The organism is Paenibacillus sp. CF095 (genome assembly GCF_900101225.1).
In the GTDB taxonomy this organism is placed as follows: domain Bacteria; phylum Bacillota; class Bacilli; order Paenibacillales; family Paenibacillaceae; genus Paenibacillus.
Genome location: NZ_FMZN01000001.1, coordinates 4059920 through 4080423, shown reverse-complemented (window position 1 = coordinate 4080423; position 20504 = coordinate 4059920). Strand labels below are relative to the sequence as shown.

At 47.9% G+C, this 20504-nt stretch carries 14 protein-coding genes; 8 read left to right on the top strand and 6 right to left on the bottom strand.

Annotation, left to right across the window (positions count from 1 at the left end):
• Nucleotides 1-89: 89 nt before the first annotated feature.
• Nucleotides 90-773, bottom strand: a complete 684-nt coding sequence (locus BLS69_RS18065; RefSeq protein ID WP_091034122.1) for a serine/threonine protein kinase — start codon at nt 771-773, stop codon at nt 90-92.
• Between the two features lie 513 nt (nt 774-1286).
• Between BLS69_RS18065 and BLS69_RS18060 the strand changes: the two genes are divergently transcribed.
• On the top strand, nt 1287-2204 hold the full coding sequence (locus tag BLS69_RS18060) for a PD-(D/E)XK nuclease family protein (RefSeq protein WP_091034120.1): 918 nt from the start codon (nt 1287-1289) through the stop codon (nt 2202-2204).
• A gap of 167 nt (nt 2205-2371) precedes the next feature.
• On the opposite strand, the gene ald is transcribed toward BLS69_RS18060, so the two are convergent.
• On the bottom strand, nt 2372-3505 hold the full coding sequence (gene ald, locus BLS69_RS18055) for an alanine dehydrogenase (RefSeq protein WP_091034117.1): 1134 nt from the start codon (nt 3503-3505) through the stop codon (nt 2372-2374).
• Between the two features lie 189 nt (nt 3506-3694).
• On the opposite strand from ald, the gene BLS69_RS18050 reads away from it, so the two are divergent.
• The gene (locus BLS69_RS18050) at nt 3695-5365 is read left to right on the top strand and encodes a PucR family transcriptional regulator (RefSeq protein WP_091034114.1); all 1671 of its coding nucleotides are present in this window, start codon (nt 3695-3697) and stop codon (nt 5363-5365) included.
• A gap of 59 nt (nt 5366-5424) precedes the next feature.
• Here BLS69_RS18050 and BLS69_RS31915 read toward each other — a convergent pair whose 3' ends face one another.
• Nucleotides 5425-5715: a hypothetical protein gene (locus BLS69_RS31915; protein ID WP_124117151.1), complete on the bottom strand. Its 291-nt coding sequence runs from the start codon at nt 5713-5715 to the stop codon at nt 5425-5427.
• Nucleotides 5716-6030: 315 nt separating this feature from the next.
• Between BLS69_RS31915 and BLS69_RS18040 the strand changes: the two genes are divergently transcribed.
• Nucleotides 6031-8100, top strand: coding sequence for an nSTAND1 domain-containing NTPase (locus BLS69_RS18040; RefSeq protein ID WP_091034108.1), 2070 nt, complete (start codon nt 6031-6033; stop codon nt 8098-8100).
• A 47-nt stretch (nt 8101-8147) separates the two neighbouring features.
• Here BLS69_RS18040 and BLS69_RS18035 read toward each other — a convergent pair whose 3' ends face one another.
• Complete coding sequence (locus tag BLS69_RS18035; protein ID WP_091034106.1) at nt 8148-9863, bottom strand: sigma 54-interacting transcriptional regulator; 1716 nt, start codon at nt 9861-9863, stop codon at nt 8148-8150.
• 451 nt (nt 9864-10314) lie between these two features.
• Here BLS69_RS18035 and BLS69_RS18030 point away from each other — a divergent pair, with 451 nt between their 5' ends.
• Nucleotides 10315-11526, top strand: a complete 1212-nt coding sequence (locus BLS69_RS18030) for a BclA C-terminal domain-containing protein (RefSeq protein ID WP_091034103.1) — start codon at nt 10315-10317, stop codon at nt 11524-11526.
• Between the two features lie 229 nt (nt 11527-11755).
• Here BLS69_RS18030 and BLS69_RS18025 read toward each other — a convergent pair whose 3' ends face one another.
• Nucleotides 11756-12679, bottom strand: a complete 924-nt coding sequence (locus BLS69_RS18025) for a proline dehydrogenase family protein (RefSeq protein WP_091034100.1) — start codon at nt 12677-12679, stop codon at nt 11756-11758.
• Between the two features lie 408 nt (nt 12680-13087).
• On the opposite strand from BLS69_RS18025, the gene pruA reads away from it, so the two are divergent.
• Complete coding sequence (pruA, locus tag BLS69_RS18020) at nt 13088-14635, top strand: L-glutamate gamma-semialdehyde dehydrogenase (protein WP_091034097.1); 1548 nt, start codon at nt 13088-13090, stop codon at nt 14633-14635.
• 127 nt (nt 14636-14762) lie between these two features.
• Nucleotides 14763-16067, top strand: a complete 1305-nt coding sequence (gene rpoN / locus BLS69_RS18015) for an RNA polymerase factor sigma-54 (RefSeq protein ID WP_091034094.1) — start codon at nt 14763-14765, stop codon at nt 16065-16067.
• Between the two features lie 120 nt (nt 16068-16187).
• Here rpoN and BLS69_RS18010 read toward each other — a convergent pair whose 3' ends face one another.
• On the bottom strand, nt 16188-17621 hold the full coding sequence (locus tag BLS69_RS18010; RefSeq protein ID WP_091034092.1) for an aspartate ammonia-lyase: 1434 nt from the start codon (nt 17619-17621) through the stop codon (nt 16188-16190).
• A 334-nt stretch (nt 17622-17955) separates the two neighbouring features.
• Between BLS69_RS18010 and BLS69_RS18005 the strand changes: the two genes are divergently transcribed.
• A complete protein-coding gene (locus BLS69_RS18005) occupies nt 17956-19233 on the top strand; it encodes a methyl-accepting chemotaxis protein (protein ID WP_091034089.1) in 1278 nt (425 codons plus the stop codon).
• Nucleotides 19234-19431: 198 nt separating this feature from the next.
• Nucleotides 19432-20277: a hypothetical protein gene (locus tag BLS69_RS18000; RefSeq protein ID WP_091034088.1), complete on the top strand. Its 846-nt coding sequence runs from the start codon at nt 19432-19434 to the stop codon at nt 20275-20277.
• Nucleotides 20278-20504 lie beyond the last annotated feature (227 nt).

Here is a 20504-nt window from a genome sequence, read left to right as displayed (position 1 = left end):
AATAACCCGGATAAAGGCCAATTCAAGGCGTTCATCCGGGTGGTTTTGATTCAATAATATCAAGATAATTATCTATGTGTACAACGTGCTCATTTCATAAATCTGGAGAACAGACGATTGGCTTTCTTGGCGAGGTCGTCCATTTTGACGTTGGCATGATCGAACTGATTGTATCCCCATTTGATCGTTTGCAGCATGCGTGGAGATATGGGCGTTCCTTTGATCCGTGGATAGATGTTGTGATAGGCCCAGACAAGATGCTCCCAGCGATTGTCATTGCCGTCCTGAATATACTCGGATACGTCAATCACTTTCCCGCGTCCGTTCTGAAGAATTACATTTTTTAGATGAATGTCGCGAGGGTTCAGCCCGCGGCTGCGAACGGCATCTCGCGCTGCGTCCACATCGAGCATCACCTGCTCGGGGACAGGGATTCCTTTTTCCAAACATTCCAGCAAGGTATCCCCGGGTTCAAAACTGATCACGAGCACGTTCCGGCCACTGCCGTAATAGGTAGGAAAGTATGGCAGGCCTTTGAGCTGTTCGTACACCTGCTTTTCATTTTCGAGTTTGTCCAAGGCATGATCCGAGTACATCTTGAAGGCATACTGCGGCAAGCCGTCATACGTAAATACAGCCGCGTCTGTACCTGTGCCAATGCATTTTAATCCTTCTACATCGCCGATGATGTTCACGAGCTCATTCCGGTCGCTTCCGATGACTTGGATCTGTTGTAATGCTTCTTCCGCCTGGAACCAATCCGGTCGATTCATGGGTGGTGCCTCCTTTTAGGATATGCCTGTACAATTTTTTTCATATAATCATTTTCTAACGAACGGAGTAAGTCTTATTTCACGAAAATCGGCAGATCTGAAAATGTAACGAATCAGAGACACGCTATTGGCTCATTTGCTTGCAATAAACACGTTCTACAATCGAAATAAGACTAATTAGCGTGTCTGGGGTTCGTTAGATTCCGTAAAACCTCATGATCCATGTGATAAGGTGTGTGAGATTCGTTAGCGCCGGGCCCGCACTGGCCCCGGGCTAGACCCGTACTAGCATCCAGGTCCCGGATTCGCTGCCCTCTCTAAAGTATATTAAGCGTTCTGCTCCGCAATTTCATCTTTTGGTGATGTTACTATATAAACGATACGGATCGAATCGGAAACGGTTGCGTCAGAAGAAAATAACGGAAGCGCGCTTGCGGCAAGGTTGCCCGGGCTTTATACTGTGAGCATTAAGGGATCTCATACAGATCCGGCATACAGAAAGGCAGATTACTTATGGCACAATACCCGCAGTGGTCTTATTCGCAGTCGCGGGCGAGTATGTTCGATGAGTGCCTGCGCAAATATTATTATCATTATTACGGTGCCCATAACGGCTGGAAGGCAGACTCTGCTGATGAGATGCAGGTTCGTCTGTACCGTCTGAAGCAGCTCAGCAATCTGTATCTTGTCTTCGGGGACCTCGCGCATCGGATGTGTGAGTCGGCGGTACGCAGCAGGGAAGAGGGCAAAGACAAACCGCGTGAACACTTTCTGGAACAGACGATACGCAAGCTGCTGAATCAGGCGTATGTGGAATCAATGGACGCGGATCAGTGGCGACTTAACCCCAAGAATCGCACGATGCTGTCCGAGATCTATTACGGGGATGATACGTTGAATGACCGGATTGCCACGATTAAGGAACGGGCTTCGGCCTGTGTCGGTAACCTGTACCAGACGCTTACGTGGGAGGACTTGTCCCGGGCAAGTACGGACATTCTGGAGATCGAGAAATGGGATACCATGATGCTGCACGATACGCGCGTTTATGTGAAGATGGACTTGTTGTATCGGCGCAGTAACGGCAATATTGTCATTGTGGACTGGAAGACGGGCAAGGAAGATGACTTCTCGGATCAGCTAATGCTGTACGCATCCTATGTGAGAGAACACTACCGAATTCCTTTGGAGCAGATTGAGCTGCGAGTGGAGTACTTGTTAACCGGAAAACACCGAGAGTTTACAGCGACAGAAGAGGATATCCGGAAGGTGGAGGAGAACGTGGGTCGTTACATTGAGGAGATGCGATCCTGTGTTGAGGATGAGTATTATAACCGTCCCAAGGACGTCACCTACTTCACAGCGATGCCATCGCACCGGTCCTGCCGGGATTGCAACTTCCGCGAAGTATGCAGTGAGCGAGCAGTCTGAAGCACCAAAACCGGAGGAACCAAAAGGCCCTATACCAACCAACAAGCTATCCTATATGTGAAAAAAATCAAGAAGCGCAAGCCGGGAACATCATCTGCCCGACTTGCGCTTCTATTGCGTTCCACAGGCCTGGCGACAAGGCGCCGGGTGGAACGATCATATCCAGATTACTGGACAGCGGCGGTATTCTCCAGCGCCTGACCCGCAGGCACATAGGCATGCCCGAGATCACGGGCAACCGCCTCATACGTGATATGTCCATTCAGCACGTTAACCGCGCTGCGAATGGACGAACTGCCGCGAATCGCGGCGGCTGCACCGTGGTTGGCCAGCTGCAGTGCATAAGGCATGGTGGCGTTGGTCAGCGCCACCGTAGACGTACGCGGCACGGCGCCCGGCATGTTCGCCACCGCGTAATGCACGACACCATGTTTCACATAGGTCGGTTCATCGTGGGTTGTGATATGATCAATGGTCTCAACGATCCCGCCCTGATCAATCGCGACATCCACAATGACCGAACCCGGTGCCATGGTCTTCACCACCTGCTCGCTGACAAGCGTTGGCGCCTTGGCGCCCGGAATCAGCACCGCACAGATCAACAGATCTGCCGCCGCAACAGCTGCTGCAATGTTGGACGGGCTGGATACCAGTGTGTGGATCTGATTGCCAAAGATATCATCCAACTGGCGCAGACGATTCAGATTCAGATCAAGGATGGTCACATCGGCGCCAAGACCAATAGCAATTTTGGCTGCATTTGTTCCCACCGTTCCGCCACCGATAATGACCACTTTCCCCCGACTGACGCCTGGTACACCGGACAACAGAATGCCCTTGCCACCTTCGGTCTTCTCCAGTAACTGTGCTCCGATCTGGGAGGCCATGCGGCCTGCAACTTCACTCATAGGGGTTAGCAGGGGCAGAGCACTGTTGACCTCCAACGTCTCATACGCAATAGCCGTTACCCGACTTTTAATAAGGGCTTTGGCAAGCTCCGGTTCCGCTGCGAGGTGCAGGTAGGTGAACAGAATCAGTCCCGGACGAAAATATCCATATTCACTGGCAAGCGGTTCTTTCACCTTGATGATCATATCGGCCTCGGCCCACACTGACTTGGCATCAATCCGAATCTCGGCGCCCGCAGTTTGATATTCATGATCCGTGAATCCACTGCCGATCCCCGCGCCTTGTTCAATCAGTACCTGGTGACCGGCTCTGATGAAATCAGCAGCCCCGGCCGGAGTCATTGCTACACGATTCTCATTGTTCTTGATTTCTTTGGGAATTCCGATTCTCATCACCATGCACCTCGTCCATTTATTGGTTGTTAGCTTATACTACAAGTTTATGACTTGGATAATCGTTTTGCACCTTACTTGATGTCTAATCTTTAGGAATTGAACTCAACATATTGTCGAAAAAGACTGTTCAGGACATTTGTCCATGGATTATAATGTAAGAAAAAATAACACGAAGAGGGATCGCCATTGCGAAATGACCGTGTGTTTACGATCAAAGATATCCTTGCACGTCCGGTATTTAGCCGAGCACGACTAGCGGCAGGGAAGGATGGAGTGAACCGTCAGGTTGGCTGGGTTCATGTGTTGGAGATTACAAATGTATCTCCATTTGTAAGCCCCCATGATCTTATTTTATCCACTGGACTGTGGCTTCAATCGGAAGAAGGGCGCGAAGAGTATCTGCTTCAGCTCATTGGCAGTGAGGCAGCGGGGCTATGTGTAGAGTTTGGTACCAGCATATACGGAATCCCGGAAGAACTGATTGAACTGGCGGACAGACACCAGTTTCCGCTGATCGTATTTGAGCAACCGGTCCGTTTTGTCGAGATTACACAGGATATTCACTCTCTGCTCATTAATCATCAACACCAGCTGCTGAAAAGTCTGGAAGCATACTCCCGTCAACTTCAGCAACGAACTTTACAGAGTACAGATATGTCTGCTGTGCTGAACCTGCTGCATGAGTACGCTGCCAAACCGGTGGTGTACATTTCGTCCATGGAGCCGGGCAGTTTTGTGCCCGAACTTGTTCCTGAGATGGAACAGGCCATCTATACCTGGTATGAGCAGGAGGTAGAACATCTGGATTTGAATGATTCAGATACTGAATTATGGTTCCACATGGACGAAGAGAAAGCTCTGCTGTGTCATCCGGTCGTCTGTTTCGGCCAGGTATTTTCGGCTGTAGGCATGATTGTGCATCCCGCAGCTCCAGTGGAATATCTCAAGCTGTTGCTCGATTATACGGCGAAGGCGGCGGCAGCGCTCACGCTTCGTTCCCAGTTTCTTGAGGAGAAGATGGTCCGCAATCAGAATGAACTGATCCAGGATCTGATGAATGGCAACATCCATCAGGAGGAACAGGCTCAGACCCGAATGGGGCTTCGTTTGCTGGTAAAGGGACAGTACTGGTTTGCAGGAGGGGTCATCGAGATTGAGCATCGATTAAAGGGTACAGGCCGGGAGCGAATGGAAGCTAATCATCAGGATGTTCTTGTCCTGCTGCGTTCCCTGCTCAAGAAGAACAATCTGCCTAGCCTGATTATGCTGAAGAACAACCAGGTATATCTGTGCTGTGCGAAGGAAGCAGTAACGGCTGCTGCACGTCATCAACTGCTGCGATTACTGGAAGGGATTGCCCAGGACGTGAAACGGTTTGCCAGTCGTAACTTGAAACAGGTTATGATTCATGTGGGATTTGGCAAGTTACGCAACCGTTTGACCAGCCTGCCGGAGAGCCTTCAGGAGGCCTACCAGGTGATCGAAGTTTCGAGATCGGTAGATCCGATGGAACATGTTCACTTTTACGAACGTATGGGTATATATCAAATGTTAAAGGCGTTACCCCAATCCTTCCTGCAACCCTTTGTCCAGGATCACCTGGGTATGTTGATTGAACATGACCAAACGCATCACCTGCGATTGGTAGAGACGTTAGATGCTTACCTGCAGAACTTTGGTTCCAAGCGAGATGCGGCCGCCCAGTTATTTATTCATCGGCAAACGTTGTACAACAGACTGGAGAAGCTGGAAGAACTGATGGGTCCAGGTTACATGGATCAAGGGAGAAGAATCTGTCTGGAGATGGCGCTGCTCGCGCACGCGATGATTGAGAATGGACAGTGGCAATCCTCTTGATGAGGTGAAAGGGATGCAAGACAGACTGTGCATCGATCTTACACTACCTTGAGCACAGTCTAGCAGTTTTTACTAATCCGCCGGGTATGTCGTAATGAAGCAGGCAGGCGTTGCAGAGTGGAAGTGGAGCGTCGGCCCCGATAAAGCTTCGTTTGACCGGAGGAAGGTGCCAGTGATAATGAAGAAGGAGCAGCCAGCCGATACGGGGGTGACGACCGGTCGGGACGTCCTTCCTGTTCTGCTTCATTGTCCTCCATTGAAATGCCACTTTGGTGCAGCCATTCATTAAGTCGTTTGGGATTGATTCCAAGTTGTCCGCTCAGATTACAGATATCGAGGTTTATTCTCACACAAATCCGCCTTTCCTGGAATATCGGGCTGGTAGTAGGGTATGAAAGGGAAGCATGAATTCGAGATCAGTAAATGCTCATATGCATGTTGGCTGTGCTTGATCGGCGGAATGATTCATTACGTTGAGAAGAAGCGTGGAGGCGTCTATATACCGTGTTAAACGTTTCCATGTCCGCTGTTTTGAATATTTCCTATAAATTGGCTTTTAACAAGATTCTATCACTTCACATGCAATTGCGCGTCTCAATATAGTCTCAATTTTGTGAGGAAAAAAAGTATATTAAAAGTACCAGTATCTAGTACGGAGGACATATATGGGAGACAGTAGTGAGGCTCAATACGACAAATATCTTGAGGATGGCAAACGTTTCATTGGTCGAACCAAGGAACTGACGACACTGGAGCGGTGGTTCAATCATCCGGAAGCCCCATTAACCATATTTTCAATTACGGGCATGGGAGGCATTGGTAAATCTTCCTTGCTTTCAGAGATGTTATCTGTCTCTCGGGATCGAGGTGCGACGGCAATCTGGATGGATGGTCGATCATGTGGGGCGACTCCTTCCGTTTTTATGGATTATTTGTCCTCTACATTAGGCTTGGAAACAATGGATAGTGAAGGATCCCCGCGACCATTGAGTCTGCTGAGAGACACATCAATCGAGAAGAGATTGGTTCTGGCAGTGGATAATTATGAAGAGCTTGCTCTGTTAGAAAGCTGGTTCATGGAAGTCTTTGTATCCAAACTTCCGTTAAGAGGGATACTTGTCATTCTTGCATCACGCCCGGAACTGGCGTCCACCTGGCGGACACATCCCCGATTACATCAGAGGTTTATACAGATGCGGCTTCAACATTTCACAATTGATGAGATTACGGAATACATCACGGTGGCAGGCTTTCTGAATCAGGGGATGGCAGGTACCATTACGAGAATGACCGATGGGCATCCGCTGGGGCTGGCCCTTGCTGTAGAAGCTGCGGATCAGAGGAGGAATCTTCCGCAGTCCGAATGGGCTGAACTGTCACATATGATCAGTGCTCGATTATTATTGGAACTTACGACACCCCGTCTGCATCCTGTGGTGGAGGTACTAACACTGCTTGAGACAGCCAATCAGGAATTATTATCATCAGTACTGGATATGACCGTGACAAAAGAAGAGTACCACATGCTGAGACAGATGTCGTTTATCCGTTCCGGCCCGGATGGTCTTGCCCTGCATGATATGGCCAGAGTACATCTACTACGAGATTTTCGCCAACGTGAGCCTCATCGGTTGCAGACCATGCGTATCAAGATCGTGAAGTTACTGAAACCGCTGCATGAACAGGCGGGGCCGCGTGAGCGTCGCCAGATCGCTAGGAAGATGCTGTTGCTGTGTCAGGAATCCATGCTTCAATACCGCAAGTACGCGGATGTGTCCCGTGATTCCTTGTTCTCACCTCTCGAAACGATGAGAAGTGAGGATCTGCCCGTTCTGCACAGCCTGTTACAGCAATGGTGCGAATACAGCGTGGAACCATGGCAGGCGGTATCCTATGGCCCCTTCCTGGATGAACTGGCACACCGTTATCCCGAAGGAATTGTATTAATGCGTGACAAGCTTGGGGAGACAATTGCCATGTTCATAACCATCCTTGTACATAGGGAGAGTCGTGAGTTGTTACTAAAATATTTTCCAAATGAGATGCATGAATGCTTCACACCACAGGAACTTGAAAATGACCCGGATCAGAGTGATACTCACTTTGCTTTGCTAGCTGCGGCAAGAGATGATGTGCCTGGTTATACACGAGAAGAACTGGTGGGATACATGGCACTGGACCGGCTGTCTCTACTGGGTGATGGTGCGCGAGCGATGCTCGTTGCAACGAACCCTCACCTGAAACTATTTTTGCAGAGTATTGGATTCCGGATGCGAAGAACCCGCACTCGTGTCTGCGACAGATTTGAGGACCAGGCGGACGTACTTGATTTGGATTTGCGTAATGGGCAATTCGGAGAGTGGGTCATGTCTCTTCTTGCTCCGGAACCAACAGAGGATCGTATACAGCCGGAAACAACGGAAGTGGATGGTGTAATCTGGACTGAACAGGATGTTCGCAAGATGTTGGGGGATCTTCGTTCCCCGGGAGAATTGCATGAATATGCTGGCAGGGTTAGAGGAGTAAAGGATGGAATCCAGTTACAGCTGTATGTCATGGATCTGTTGGAAGGCAGAGTACATGGCCTATCTCCACAGGATCAGATGCTGTTATACGCGGCCTACTGGACGCATGCTGGCAATCCAACTGCCGCAGCCCAGACGTGTTCCATGAGTCGGGCGACATTTTATCGCCATCTCAGAACAGCGCTGACTCGCTTGGCGCGGATTTTGTAGGGTTCTATTCATTCATCATACTGATAATAAAGACAAGAAGAGGCTGGTCATAGACCAAGCCTCTTCATGCGATTATAGAGCGTTGCCCGGGAGATGCCAAGTTGCTTGGCGAGTGTTCGTTTGTTGCCACCTGCTGCTTTCAGATATTGAATTAGAAGTTGCGCCTCATAGGTGTCCAATTTTTGCTGGTAGGTAACACCGGAGACAAGTTCGGAATCATCCAAGGTATCTAATTCGTCCACATTTGCAACCGTTCGAGGTTCTTGTTCTGGTTCTGCTCCCGCCGAATCCTGACGTTGCTGATTTTCGATGTTGGCATGTGAATGAATTCCGGATGTCAGTTGAACTTCGGACTGTTCTTGCATGGTGAGGGAAGTGAGGGTATCAGGTAGATATTCCTGCTTCACCTCACCATCTGTCGTCAGAATGGTCAGGCGTTCGATCACATTTCGTAATTCACGTACATTGCCTGGCCAATCATATTGGAACAGCAACTTGAACACTTCAGGTGGAACCAACTCAATATGACGGTTATAGAGCAACGAGAATTCTTGAAGGAACGTCTGGGTTAATTCATATATATCTTCCTTCCGCATACGCAAAGGAGGGATGACAAGGTTAATGACATTCAGCCGATAGTAGAGATCTTCCCGGAATTGATTGCGGGCAATCATACTTAATAGATTCTGATTGGTCGCAGCGATAATCCGGCAGTCGGCCTGTTTCATTCGCGTTCCCCCCACAGGAAAGTAACTCTTCTCCTGCAACACCCGAAGCAGTTTCACTTGTAATTCCAATGGCATCTCACCGATCTCATCCAGAAAAAGAGTACCCCCTTCGGCAAGCTCAATCTTGCCCTTTTTGCCTTTGGGATCCGCTCCGGAGAAGGCACCTTTTTCGTAACCGAATAACTCACTTTCAAACAAGGAAGCAGGAATTGCCCCACAGTTAATAGCGATAAATGGTGCAGTCTGCAATTCACGAAGATCATGAATGGCTTTGGCGAATAACTCCTTGCCTGTGCCGCTCTCTCCGAGGATAAGTACAGTAGCTGAGGTGGTACTGATCTTGCGGATGGTCTCCATGCACTGCTTGATGACCAAGCTGCTGCCCTTGATTCTGGCGAATGGATCTAATTCGGGCCGTAGCCGAGCAACGGCTTTCTCCAGATGCTGGACTTTGGAGGTCATATGTAATAGTTCCTGATGTAATCGGATTTCGGTTGTTATATCCACTTCGGCAGCAACTGCACCCACAATATGTCCATCCAGTTGGACAGGACGAGCATTAATCAGGGCGAACAGGTCGGGCCGTGGCTGATGCTGTTTGCGATAGACCGTTTCGCCGGTATACAACGTCTTGAGAGACTGTAGTCGATCTGGAGGGAAAAAGTCCGCTGCGGGTTGTCCGATGATGTCTTTTTTGCTGATCGAAAAAACATGCTCCGCGCCAGTTGTCCAGTAGGCCACCTTGGCATCTTCATTAATTAATGTCAGAGCTGAACCCGCTGTCTCCAGTGTGGTCTCAAAATAAGCTTCTATTAGGCGATGTGCATGCATCATGGCATGCAAAACATCGGATACGGCGATATATCCCAATAGGGGTCCATCATCCTGAATGAATAGATAAGAAGATGTGTCGAATAAGGAGAAGGCATCTACCAACGATGTTGATGACGGAATGGTAAGTGTGGAGAGGTCTGTATCCAGAACATCCATATCCGTACGCAATAAAGACATTAATTCTGGAAGTAAATGTTTCATCGGTATCACCTCAATTAGAACATAACTTTTGGAAACAACTTCTTTTACACAAGTTACTTACAAGTGATCTGCTTATGAAATGACTGGAGAATGATGGTTACCCATATTATAACTTTCCAAATGAGGTGTGTATATATTTTTTGACATGAAGCATACATGTTGTCGGCACAGAAGAGAAAAATGTTGGATTTTCATTTCTGGAGTTCCCTTTTATTTTTATTAAAAGGAATTAATGCTAATTCGTATGGACCATTCAATAATCCAGGTGAGGGTTGAGTTATTTAAATTGACATTCGAGTTACTTGATTAAAACTGTTATCTCTCAATCTGCTACACGGCAGTTGAAGTGATTATTCATATAGTACATGCATTGTCCACACCATTAAGAAACTTCTGAATAATGCTATATGAAGGCAATCCGCATGAAGAAGAATCAAAGGAGGGTGATGAAATGGCCATTCTATCAACTGGGCCCATTGAGAATAATATTTCAGGGATAGCGGGGATCCGACCAACTCAATCCGTTACGGTCAAAATCGATAACCGGAATGCGACAGAAATGTTCACGGTACTTCTTCGGGGCTATTACCTTAATGGAGTCAGAACATTATATGTAGAAGAACTGCTCAATGTATCACCTAATCAGGTCATCACCAAAGTTTATAATGGGAATTTTGATGCTTTTGAGTTTGTATTTTCAACCTCAGACACGGCTGCTCCAGAAGCACAAATATCCGTATGGGGTAAAGATGGCGAAGGCGAATTAGTCGCGGCTCACCGATTGGTGTCCCAGGAGTTGTTGGGAGAAACGCTGAGCACAACGGGTGTGACAGGGGCCACGGGCGTCACAGGAGTGACAGGAGCGACGGGCATCACGGGCATCACGGGAAGCACCGGTGCCACCGGAGTGACAGGAGCCACGGGCGTTACAGGAGTAACAGGAGCGACGGGCATCACGGGCATCACGGGCATCACGGGAAGCACCGGTGCCACCGGAGTGACAGGAGCCACAGGGACTACCGGAGTAACAGGAGCCACTGGCGTTACGGGAGTAACGGGAAGCACCGGAGCTACTGGAGTAACAGGAGCCACGGGCGTTACAGGAGTAACAGGAGGCACTGGCGTTACAGGAGTAACAGGAGGCACTGGCGTTACGGGAGTAACAGGAAGCACTGGGGTTACCGGAACAACAGGCGTCACCGGAGTAACCGGAACGACAGGTGTCACTGGAGCAACCGGTACAGCAGGGCAAGGGTTGTCCTCGTACGCTTATATTTTTAATACATCAGCTCAAACTGTAGCTATTGAAGCGGATGTAATCTTCGACAGCAACGCAAATCTTACCGGTATTACTCACACGGCCAATACCGCTGCGATTATTATTGGTAATGCCGGGGACTATGCGGTGTTTTTCAACGTTGCAGGTGTGCAGGCAAACCAATTCACCCTTTATCAAAACGGAGCCCCTGTAGGTGGCAGTGTCTATGGTTCAGGAGCTGGCACTCAACCGAATCCAGGCATGGTCATTATTACGGCTGCTCCCGGTGATGTGCTGACATTGCGGAATCATTCCAGCGCATCAGCTGTTGGTCTGCAAACGCTAGCAGGTGGAACACAGACCAATGCTAATGCTTCTATTCTTATTCAACAGTTAAGCAGTTAGCCTTTTCGAGCTTGTAATTTTGATTAATAAATGGGTGTGTCCAAAAAAATAGACATTTAAAATTGGGGATGCTAATTTTTTAGACATTAAGAGAAGAACCGGAGAAAAGGAAAGTTGGATGATCTGGTAAAGTGTTTGTACAGAAAAAACCATGTGCCCAAAAAGAAAGAGGCAGCATGGTTTTATTTTTGCTGTTTTTTATTTATATATTGATACAGCTGGAAAATAACTATCGGAACATATTCTTAACGACCATCCAGAGATTAGCCGGTTTTTCAGCCAAACGGCGGGTATAGTACGGATACCACATGGTGCCATAAGGTACGTAACAACGAATGCGATAGCCTTCTTTGGCAAGACGTTCCTGTTCGCTCATGCGAAGACCATATAACATCTGAAATTCAAAGGCATCCGGAGAGATTCCCCGATCCTTGGCGTATTGTTTCGTCCAGTTAATGATGTGATCATCATGCGAGGCAACTGCAGTGTACACACCCTGATCGAGGTGATTACGAATCATCGTTTTGAATTGATGAATGACTTCAGAAGCATTCTGATAGGCGACTGATCCGGGTTCTTTGTAAGCACCTTTAACCAGACGAAGCCGAATGCCTTCCCGAATCATATCACGTGTATCTTCTTCGGTGCGATGCAGGTAGGCTTGCAATACTGTGCCTGTATTATGCAGTCCTTCCGAGTGCAGTCTTCGAACAATATCCAGCGTCGCTTGAGTAAATGGACTATCCTCCATATCAATTCGAACAAATAGATCATGCAATTTGGCTTGTGCGGCAACGGTACGGATATTTCGATAACCCTCTTCCGGGTCGAGTGCGAGGCCCATCTGGGTTGGTTTCAGCGAGACGTTGGAGTCTGCTCCTTCACGTGCAATGCCTTCTACCAGTCGTACATACTCATCCCTGTATAATGCCGCTTCGCTCAGGCGGGTGATGCCTTCGCCCAGATGATCGAGCGTAGCCATAATGCCTTTATTATTGAGTATGCGGATCTCTTCGAGAGCTTCTTCCAAGGTGTTTCCTGCAATAAACTTGCCTGCCAGCTTCTTACCATATCTAATGGACAGGTTCTCTACAGCTTTGTTGCCTGCCACGGTTAATAAGGTTTTGCGATATATTTCCGTTCCCACACTCATTTTCGTTTCCTCCTTCAGCATTGTGCTAACTTAATTCAAGCAAGAAACGTGCCAGATTTGGCGATGGTCTACTATTTTTCATGAAAATTATCTATTTAAATTGGACTAAACATTTACACAAAACGGAGAGGACAGAAAGAACCTGAAGAAGCGGAGCGCTCGCCTTTATCCCCGGATTTTCCCTCTATAAAAAGGATTCGAAAAATCTGGGGATAACAGCGATCGGAAGGTTGTTCTGTCATCGGAGTGGCCCGTGTAAATTTTCAGTAGTTGAATTTAACGAGAAAAATATTTCAATCCCAACCGGAGTTGGCACGGATTTTGCTACATATATTTGGTGATGAGTAACATACAAAATAATTCAGGCGAGCAGCCAGCGAATCCCACATCCTGAAGGAGGAATCATTGATGAATATCCCTTTTGTTAACGAACCATTCACACCTTTTGCAGTCCAGGCGAACCAGGAAGCATTTGAAGACGCACTTCGTCAGGTAGAAGCTGAACTTGGGCAGGAATACCCGATCATTATTGGTGGGCAAAAAATAACAAGCAGACGCACGTTAACTTCCGTGAACCCCGCAGCCAAGAATCAAGTTGTCGGAACGATCCATCAGGCAGATCAGGAATTGGCCGAAAAGGCTATTCAGACAGCGGCGGAGACATTCCACACATGGAAACATACTGACCCGAATGAACGGGCTCGTTATCTATACAAAGCAGCTGCCATTATGCGCCGTCGCAAGCATGAATTCTCCGCATGGATGGTTTATGAAGCCGGCAAGACTTGGCCTGAAGCTGATGCGGATACAGCGGAAGCCATAGATTTTATGGAATTCTATGCACGCGATATGCAGCGACTGAGTGAACCGCAGCCCCTCGTGCGGATTGCAGGAGAAGATAATGAACTGAGTTATATACCGCTGGGCGTGGGCGTTGTCATTCCCCCTTGGAACTTCCCGCTGGCGATTATGGCAGGCATGACCTCTGCTGCACTGGTATCTGGCAACACGGTGGTATTAAAGCCCGCCAGCACAACTCCGGTGATTGCCGCCAAGTTTATGGAGCTGCTCGCAGAAGTTGGTCTGCCGGATGGCGTCGTGAACTTTTTACCAGGACCAGGCAGTGAAGTGGGCGATTATCTCGTGGATCATGCGCTCACCAGATTTATCAGTTTCACCGGTTCCAGAGACGTAGGACTGAGAATTAATGAACGTGCAGCACGTACAGCACCAGGTCAGAAGTGGATTAAACGGGTCATTGCAGAGATGGGCGGCAAGGATTCCATCGTTGTAGACAGTGACAGTGATCTGGAACTCGCGGCAGAGTCCATTACCGCTTCGGCATTTGGTTTCTCAGGACAGAAATGTTCGGCGTGTTCCCGTGCCATTATTCATAAGGATGTATATGATGAAGTATTGCAAAAAGTGATTGAACGGACACAGAAACTGACGATGGGCAGTCCACTTGAAGTTGGCAGTCAGGTTGGGCCGGTTATCGATGACAAGGCATATGCAAAGATCACGGAATATATTGAAATCGGCAAGGGTGAGGGGCGTCTTGTGCACGGTGGCGGTACAGGGAACGTTGAAGGTTATTTCATTGAACCAACCATAATTGCCGATGTTGACCCGAAAGCCCGGATTGCTCAAGATGAGATTTTTGGACCTGTGCTTGCGTTCATCAAAGCAGAATCTTTCCAGGATGCTTTGGATATCGCCAATAATACAGACTATGGTCTGACCGGCGCGGTGATCTCACGTAATCGTGAACATCTGGAACAGGCAAGACGCGAATACTTTGCGGGTAATCTGTATTTCAACCGGAAATGTACCGGAGCACTGGTAGGCACACATCCATTTGGCGGATTTAACATGTCAGGCACGGATTCCAAGGCAGGTGGAAGAGACTATCTGCTGCTGTTTACACAGGCGAAGCTGGTATCCGAGAAATACTAGACAGAAACCATGATCTGATTAAAAACTTCTTACATTCGCTTGAATAATATGCTATTATCCCTGCAAATCCTTTTGTTCGGATAAGAAACACAGATGCTTATTGCCGAAGGCATAAGGAGGGAAACGGATGTTAGGTGTTCAGTTGGTACAGGAACAACGTATTCGGCTGTCCATCACGCCGGAGATGAAACAATCCTTTCATTTGCTAACCATGTCTGGTCAGGATCTGACCCGTTACTTGCTGGATGCGGCGGAGGAAAATCCAGTACTTGAACTGGAAGAACAAGCTGCGCCCCTCGCACGGATTCCAAGGCGAATAGATCAGCGCAGGTATGATTCCTATGATCCGTTGCTTCAGGCTAAAGGTGCAGAACCTACATTGGAACAATTGCTAATTGCGCAAATTCGAGTGATGACACTTCCAGACGAATTGGAAAATATGGCTGTGTATTTGGCAGGATGCGTCAATGATGATGGTTATCTGACGGTGGAACTGGCAGAGGTGCAAGCAGTTCTTCAGCTTCCGATGAGCAAGATTGCAGCGGGACTGGAGCTTCTCCAATCGCTGGACCCTGCTGGTATAGGGGCGCGGAATCTGCAAGAATGTCTGTTGCTCCAGATTAGACGTGATCCATCAGCAGCGCTGAATGCGGAGCGGATGGTGGAAGCGGGATTGGAATCACTGGTTCCTTTTCACCCAGGTAGAACAGGGAGTCGATTAGGCATGACTTCACGGGACGCTCAGGTTGCCTACGACTATATTACACGTCTCGATCCTAAGCCCTGCCGATCCATCGGATGTACGGAACGACCACATTACATTATTCCGGATGCCATTGTTGGGTTTCGTAACGGTGAGGTCCATTTTAGCCTGCATGCGGCAGGTAACCCTCATGTATCGATGAATGAAGCGTGCATCCGCTGGATCAGGGAAGAGGTGCCTGACGAGATCTGGGCAACCCGCGCGGCAGAGGCAAGGGCTATCATTCGGAGTGTACACCTGCGGCGCAGGACTTTAGTGCGTGTGCTGGGAGCCGTGATGGAAGAGCAGAAGCACTTTTTGGTCAAAGGCCCATCCGCGTTAAAACCACTTAATTTGGCTGTTATTGCAGAGAAGATTGGCATGCATGAATCAACGGTAAGTCGTGCGGTGAACGGTAAATACATTGAGACCCCACATGGTGTATATGAACTCAGGGCTTTTTTTGACTCCGGAATCAGTACAACGTCAGGGGATAAAACATCAGCATCAGCGGTGAAACGCAGATTAAAAGAAATCATTCGCATGGAACAGACTCAGCGTCCATACTCGGATAGTCATTTGGCCACACTGCTCGCTGAGGAAGGGATTGTTATCTCCCGCAGAACGGTTGCCAAGTACAGGGAGGAACTTCAGATTCTGCCTTCCCTTGAGCGGAAACGATGGGCTTAATCGAATCGCTGGCGTCTTATCTTCTCTGTATACAAGAACCCCCGCAAACCGGATGAACGGTCTGCGGGGGTTCTTGTTAATCATTCGTGTTTAGGTTGCTGCACCAGTTTTCCTGATCACCTACAAACGTTCCATATTACGCAGGAAGTGTTCTCCGGCAATCCCTGGTGTAGTCATCTGTTCCGGATGCAGAATCTCTTCAAGTTCTTCCGGTGTCAGCAATCCGCGTTCCAAAATAATCTCTTGCAAGGAAAGTCCAGTCTTGAGCGCTTCCTTCACGATGGAAGCTGCCACATTATAACCTAAGTGCGGGTTCAACGCCGTAACCATACTGAAACTTTGGTTCATGATTAATTCGCAGCGCTCACGGTTAGCTTCCATCTCTTCAACTGCATAACGCGTGAAAACATCGATGCCGTTATTCATAATTTTCAGCGATTGCAGCAAGTTGAACGCAATAACTGGGCCCATGACATTCAGCTCGAATTGACCAGCTTCACAAGCCATACAGATCGTATGGTCGTTCCCCATCACTTGGAAGGATACCTGGTTAATGACTTCCGCCATAACGGGGTTGACTTTGCCCGGCATAATGGACGAACCTGGCTGACGCGGTGGCAGGCGCAATTCATTGAATCCTGCACGCGGGCCTGAAGCCATCAAGCGAATGTCATTACAGATTTTGGAAAGGCTAACCGCACATACCTTCAGCGCCGCTGAAAGTTCCAGATAGGCATCAGTGTTCTGGGTTGCATCCACAAGATCCTCAGCTGTTTGTAGTGGTAGTCCGGTAACAGCTGACAGGTGCTCTGTAACTTTGACGATATATTCGGGTTTGGCATTGAGTCCTGTACCTACCGCAGTTGCACCCATGTTAATGGTAAGCAAGCGGCGATTGGCGAATTCAAGACGCTCAATATCCCGTCCGATTACACGGGCATAAGCTCCGAATTCTTGTCCAAGGCGAATAGGTACGGCATCCTGAAGATGGGTACGGCCAACCTTGACCACATCGTTGAATTCCACTTCTTTTTTACGGAACGCATCCTGTAGTCTTCTCATGGTAGCGAGTAACGTCTCCGACAGTTGGTACGCCGCAATGCGCAGTGCTGTAGGAACCACGTCATTAGTAGATTGGGACATGTTCACATGATTATTGGGATTGCAATGGAAGTAGTCTCCCTTGCTTTTGGTTAACAGTTCCAGCCCGCGGTTGGCCAAAATTTCGTTCATATTCATATTCATGGAGGTGCCTGCACCGCCCTGAATGGAGTCTACAATAAAATGATCCAGATGATGGCCTTTCATCATTTCTTCAGCCGCCATGACGATCACCTCGCCAATCTTGCTTGGCAGCATCTTCAACTCCATGTTGGTAATCGCTGCTGCCTTCTTCACCGCAGCCAGAGCCGTGATCAGCTCCCGGTGTACCGGAACGCCGGTAATCGGGAAGTTTTCCACGGCCCGTACCGTCTGAATTCCGTAATAAGCATAAGCCGGGATTTCTTTTTCACCGATAAAATCTTTCTCCGTCCGTGTGGACATAGTAGACATCTCGTTCGCCTCCAGTGGCATCAATAAAAATAGTTCGGCTCCAGCGTTGCTGAAGCGCACTCAGTATATCATTTAAGCAAAATGGATGCCAATCTAAATCATTTGGCCTCTTGTGCCGATAATAAATAAAATTAGGGAATTTAAATGGAATATTATTCAATTTTTAAGAAAGGGAGGGGCGGCCAAGCTTGTCTTATACATTATGCGCTTTATGGTAGAGAAGTCATGCATGAACGGCAAGTATGGGGGAAATAGAACGGTTTCAGTGATGTATATCACATGAAATTTGGTACATGATTGGTAAAATAGGAAAAAAGGACTACGGGGTGTGCACATGAAATGGACTTTAGGAGCAAAGACTGTCGCAGGTCTGGTACTGATTTCGATTATTACCTACGGAACTAGCGGCTTTTTTATATTTTTTGTCAAAGACTGGATTACGTTAGATATTCCGAATTGGGTATACATATCGATTATCCTGATCATGGGAGTATGCTGGAACGGGATTCTGGGATGGTTTGCCTCACGCTGGCTGACTCGTCCAATCGTCCACCTGTCCCGGGCTGCGCAACAGGTTTCAGCGGGTGATCTGACAACCGAAATTCCGCAGCGACGCACGCAAGATGAACTTACCGTATTATATGATGCTTTTCGCGCAATGGTTTCTAACCTTCGAAGTATTGTAAATGATATTGCAGACAGTACAAGAACGACTTCACAGAACGCACAGTCTCTGAGTGAAGCGATTACCCAGGCCGCCGAACAGATCGAGATGATGTCGGATGCGGTGGATCATATTGCGGTAGGCGTAGAAGAGCAGAAGGTTACTTCCCATCAATCTCTGATCACTGCGGATGAGATGCTGAACGATTTCCAGCGTATGCATAGCCAGTCCATGGACATGACAGAGATGTCCGGTCAGATGGAACGATCGGTGGATCATACAAAACAGACTTTCTCATCGTTGATGAAAGGGATGGACGAGCTGGCCGAGTCGCACAATCGTTCCCGCGACATTATGCTGTTGCTGGAGAAGGAAGCCTCCGATATCGAGGTAATTACCCAATCTGTCAAAAACATCGCTGAGGAAACAGGGTTACTTGCCCTGAATGCTTCCATTGAGGCTGCACGAGCTGGCGAAGAAGGTTCTGGTTTTGCAGTCGTGGCGCAGCAGATCCGCAAGCTGGCAGACGAAAGTAAGGAATCGGTACACCGTATTAATGAGCTGATTAGTCGTGTGCAGCAGCGGATCAGGGAGACAGCCCAACTGTCTCATGAGCAGCATGGTCTCGTGGTTAATGAATCGGAGCGGACCGTCTCTGTGGATCAGACGTTGCATGAACTGACAGGAACGGTGGAAATATTTATGAAGGGTGCGCATGATATCGGTTCCAAGATTGCAGAACAGACTGGTCGCGTGGAACAAACGCACGGTCATGTGAAGAAGATCCAGGGGAAAGCCGGATCGTTCTCGGATGAGGCGAGACGAATTATGGATGCCGCACACGAAGAGACAGCCATCATGGAGGAGATTTCATCCTCGGCGGAAGAACTGAGACAATTAACCGATCGGTTATTGGACAAAACCAAAGCATTCCGAATGCAGCCTTAAGCTGTGTTCGGGATTTTTTTTGTTTTTGGAGAACAGTTTTGGTATGATAATTTGCTTATTCTGGTTAAAGCCGAACGTTCTTTCGTGAAAACGGAAATTTGTAAAGATTATTTTATGAAAGATTAACAAATTCGCAACTTGCAGGCGATAAATGAAGATATAATAGGATTATCACAACAGATAAAGGAGCCCAGTATATTGAAAACTTGGACAGGTATCCTGCTGATGATTATTTTGGCGGTAGCTACGATTAGTACAACTTCGGCTGCCAGAACCATGAATGAATCGCAAAAACAGCTTAATATAGATGATCAATCCAGCCAGACCGCAGAGGTCGAGGCTTCCAATATAGATAAACTGCATGACACAGCGAAGACAACACAGGAATCCATTCCTGCGAATGAGGAATACGTTTCGGTAGCTCCAGAGAATGAGAACGTCAGATTATACCCTATGAAAGTTGAGGGTTCAGGATATATATACAACGGAATGATTTTGGAAGTGGACGGCAAGACAAGAGAATTTAGTGATTGGCAGGGAGAAGGCGGGTCTTACAAACCCGAAGTGCACGAGCTGGACCTGAATGGAGACGGCCAGAAAGAAATTATCGTTTTGTACACGGAAGGTCATGGAACAGGTATTTATTTGGGACAAGCACGTATCATTGATCCGGTAACGCTGGAAGAGATGAAGATGCAATCTCTGGATGAGATTGCAAAACAGCATGTGAAGTCGAAAGTTACGGTTAGATCAGACCGTGTGGATGTTGATGTCGCCGTTGATGGCGTCCAAGCAGAACCTTTACGGATCGAGGGAGATACGAGTGGCGGCGTATATAACGAAGAGTTGGGATTTGGTGGAGTAACCTATTACAGTGTGGAGGATGGCCAACTTGTCGTATCAGCAGCAGGATCTTATGGTGCAGCTTTATATGCTGGTGATCTGACATTTGCTTATGAGTATCAAGATGGCGAGTGGAAGGCTGTAGATTTGAAGTACAGCATGGAAGTGTATGAAGAAGAATATTATGAATCTTTTGATTGATATCATTCTGTTGAAATCGTAGTGCAGCGGGGATTGGAAGTAGTTCTCAAAGTGTGGGGGTTAGTGAGCATCTGATAAGAATATCTTCCTTTCTATCTTTGCGGACAGTGGGAAACAGGGCGAGGCTGAAAAAAATCGGGACATACAGCCTCGTTTTGTGCTGCCTACAGATAGGAACTTTGTACTAAAAATGCAGTAAACAATTGACATTATCACTTTAGTCGTTT

What these genes read in the sequence shown, in the direction of transcription:
- BLS69_RS18035 (WP_091034106.1), bottom strand. Translation starts at nt 9,863, where the DNA reads ATGAAACATTTACTTCCAGAATTAATGTCTTTATTGCGTACGGATATG.
- rpoN (WP_091034094.1), top strand. Translation starts at nt 14,763, where the DNA reads ATGTTAGGTGTTCAGTTGGTACAGGAACAACGTATTCGGCTGTCCATC.
- BLS69_RS18040 (WP_091034108.1), top strand. Translation starts at nt 6,031, where the DNA reads ATGGGAGACAGTAGTGAGGCTCAATACGACAAATATCTTGAGGATGGC.
- ald (WP_091034117.1), bottom strand. Translation starts at nt 3,505, where the DNA reads ATGAGAATCGGAATTCCCAAAGAAATCAAGAACAATGAGAATCGTGTA.
- BLS69_RS18060 (WP_091034120.1), top strand. Translation starts at nt 1,287, where the DNA reads ATGGCACAATACCCGCAGTGGTCTTATTCGCAGTCGCGGGCGAGTATG.
- BLS69_RS18025 (WP_091034100.1), bottom strand. Translation starts at nt 12,679, where the DNA reads ATGAGTGTGGGAACGGAAATATATCGCAAAACCTTATTAACCGTGGCA.
- BLS69_RS18065 (WP_091034122.1), bottom strand. Translation starts at nt 773, where the DNA reads ATGAATCGACCGGATTGGTTCCAGGCGGAAGAAGCATTACAACAGATC.
- BLS69_RS18005 (WP_091034089.1), top strand. Translation starts at nt 17,956, where the DNA reads ATGAAATGGACTTTAGGAGCAAAGACTGTCGCAGGTCTGGTACTGATT.
- BLS69_RS18030 (WP_091034103.1), top strand. Translation starts at nt 10,315, where the DNA reads ATGGCCATTCTATCAACTGGGCCCATTGAGAATAATATTTCAGGGATA.
- BLS69_RS18010 (WP_091034092.1), bottom strand. Translation starts at nt 17,621, where the DNA reads ATGTCTACTATGTCCACACGGACGGAGAAAGATTTTATCGGTGAAAAA.
- pruA (WP_091034097.1), top strand. Translation starts at nt 13,088, where the DNA reads ATGAATATCCCTTTTGTTAACGAACCATTCACACCTTTTGCAGTCCAG.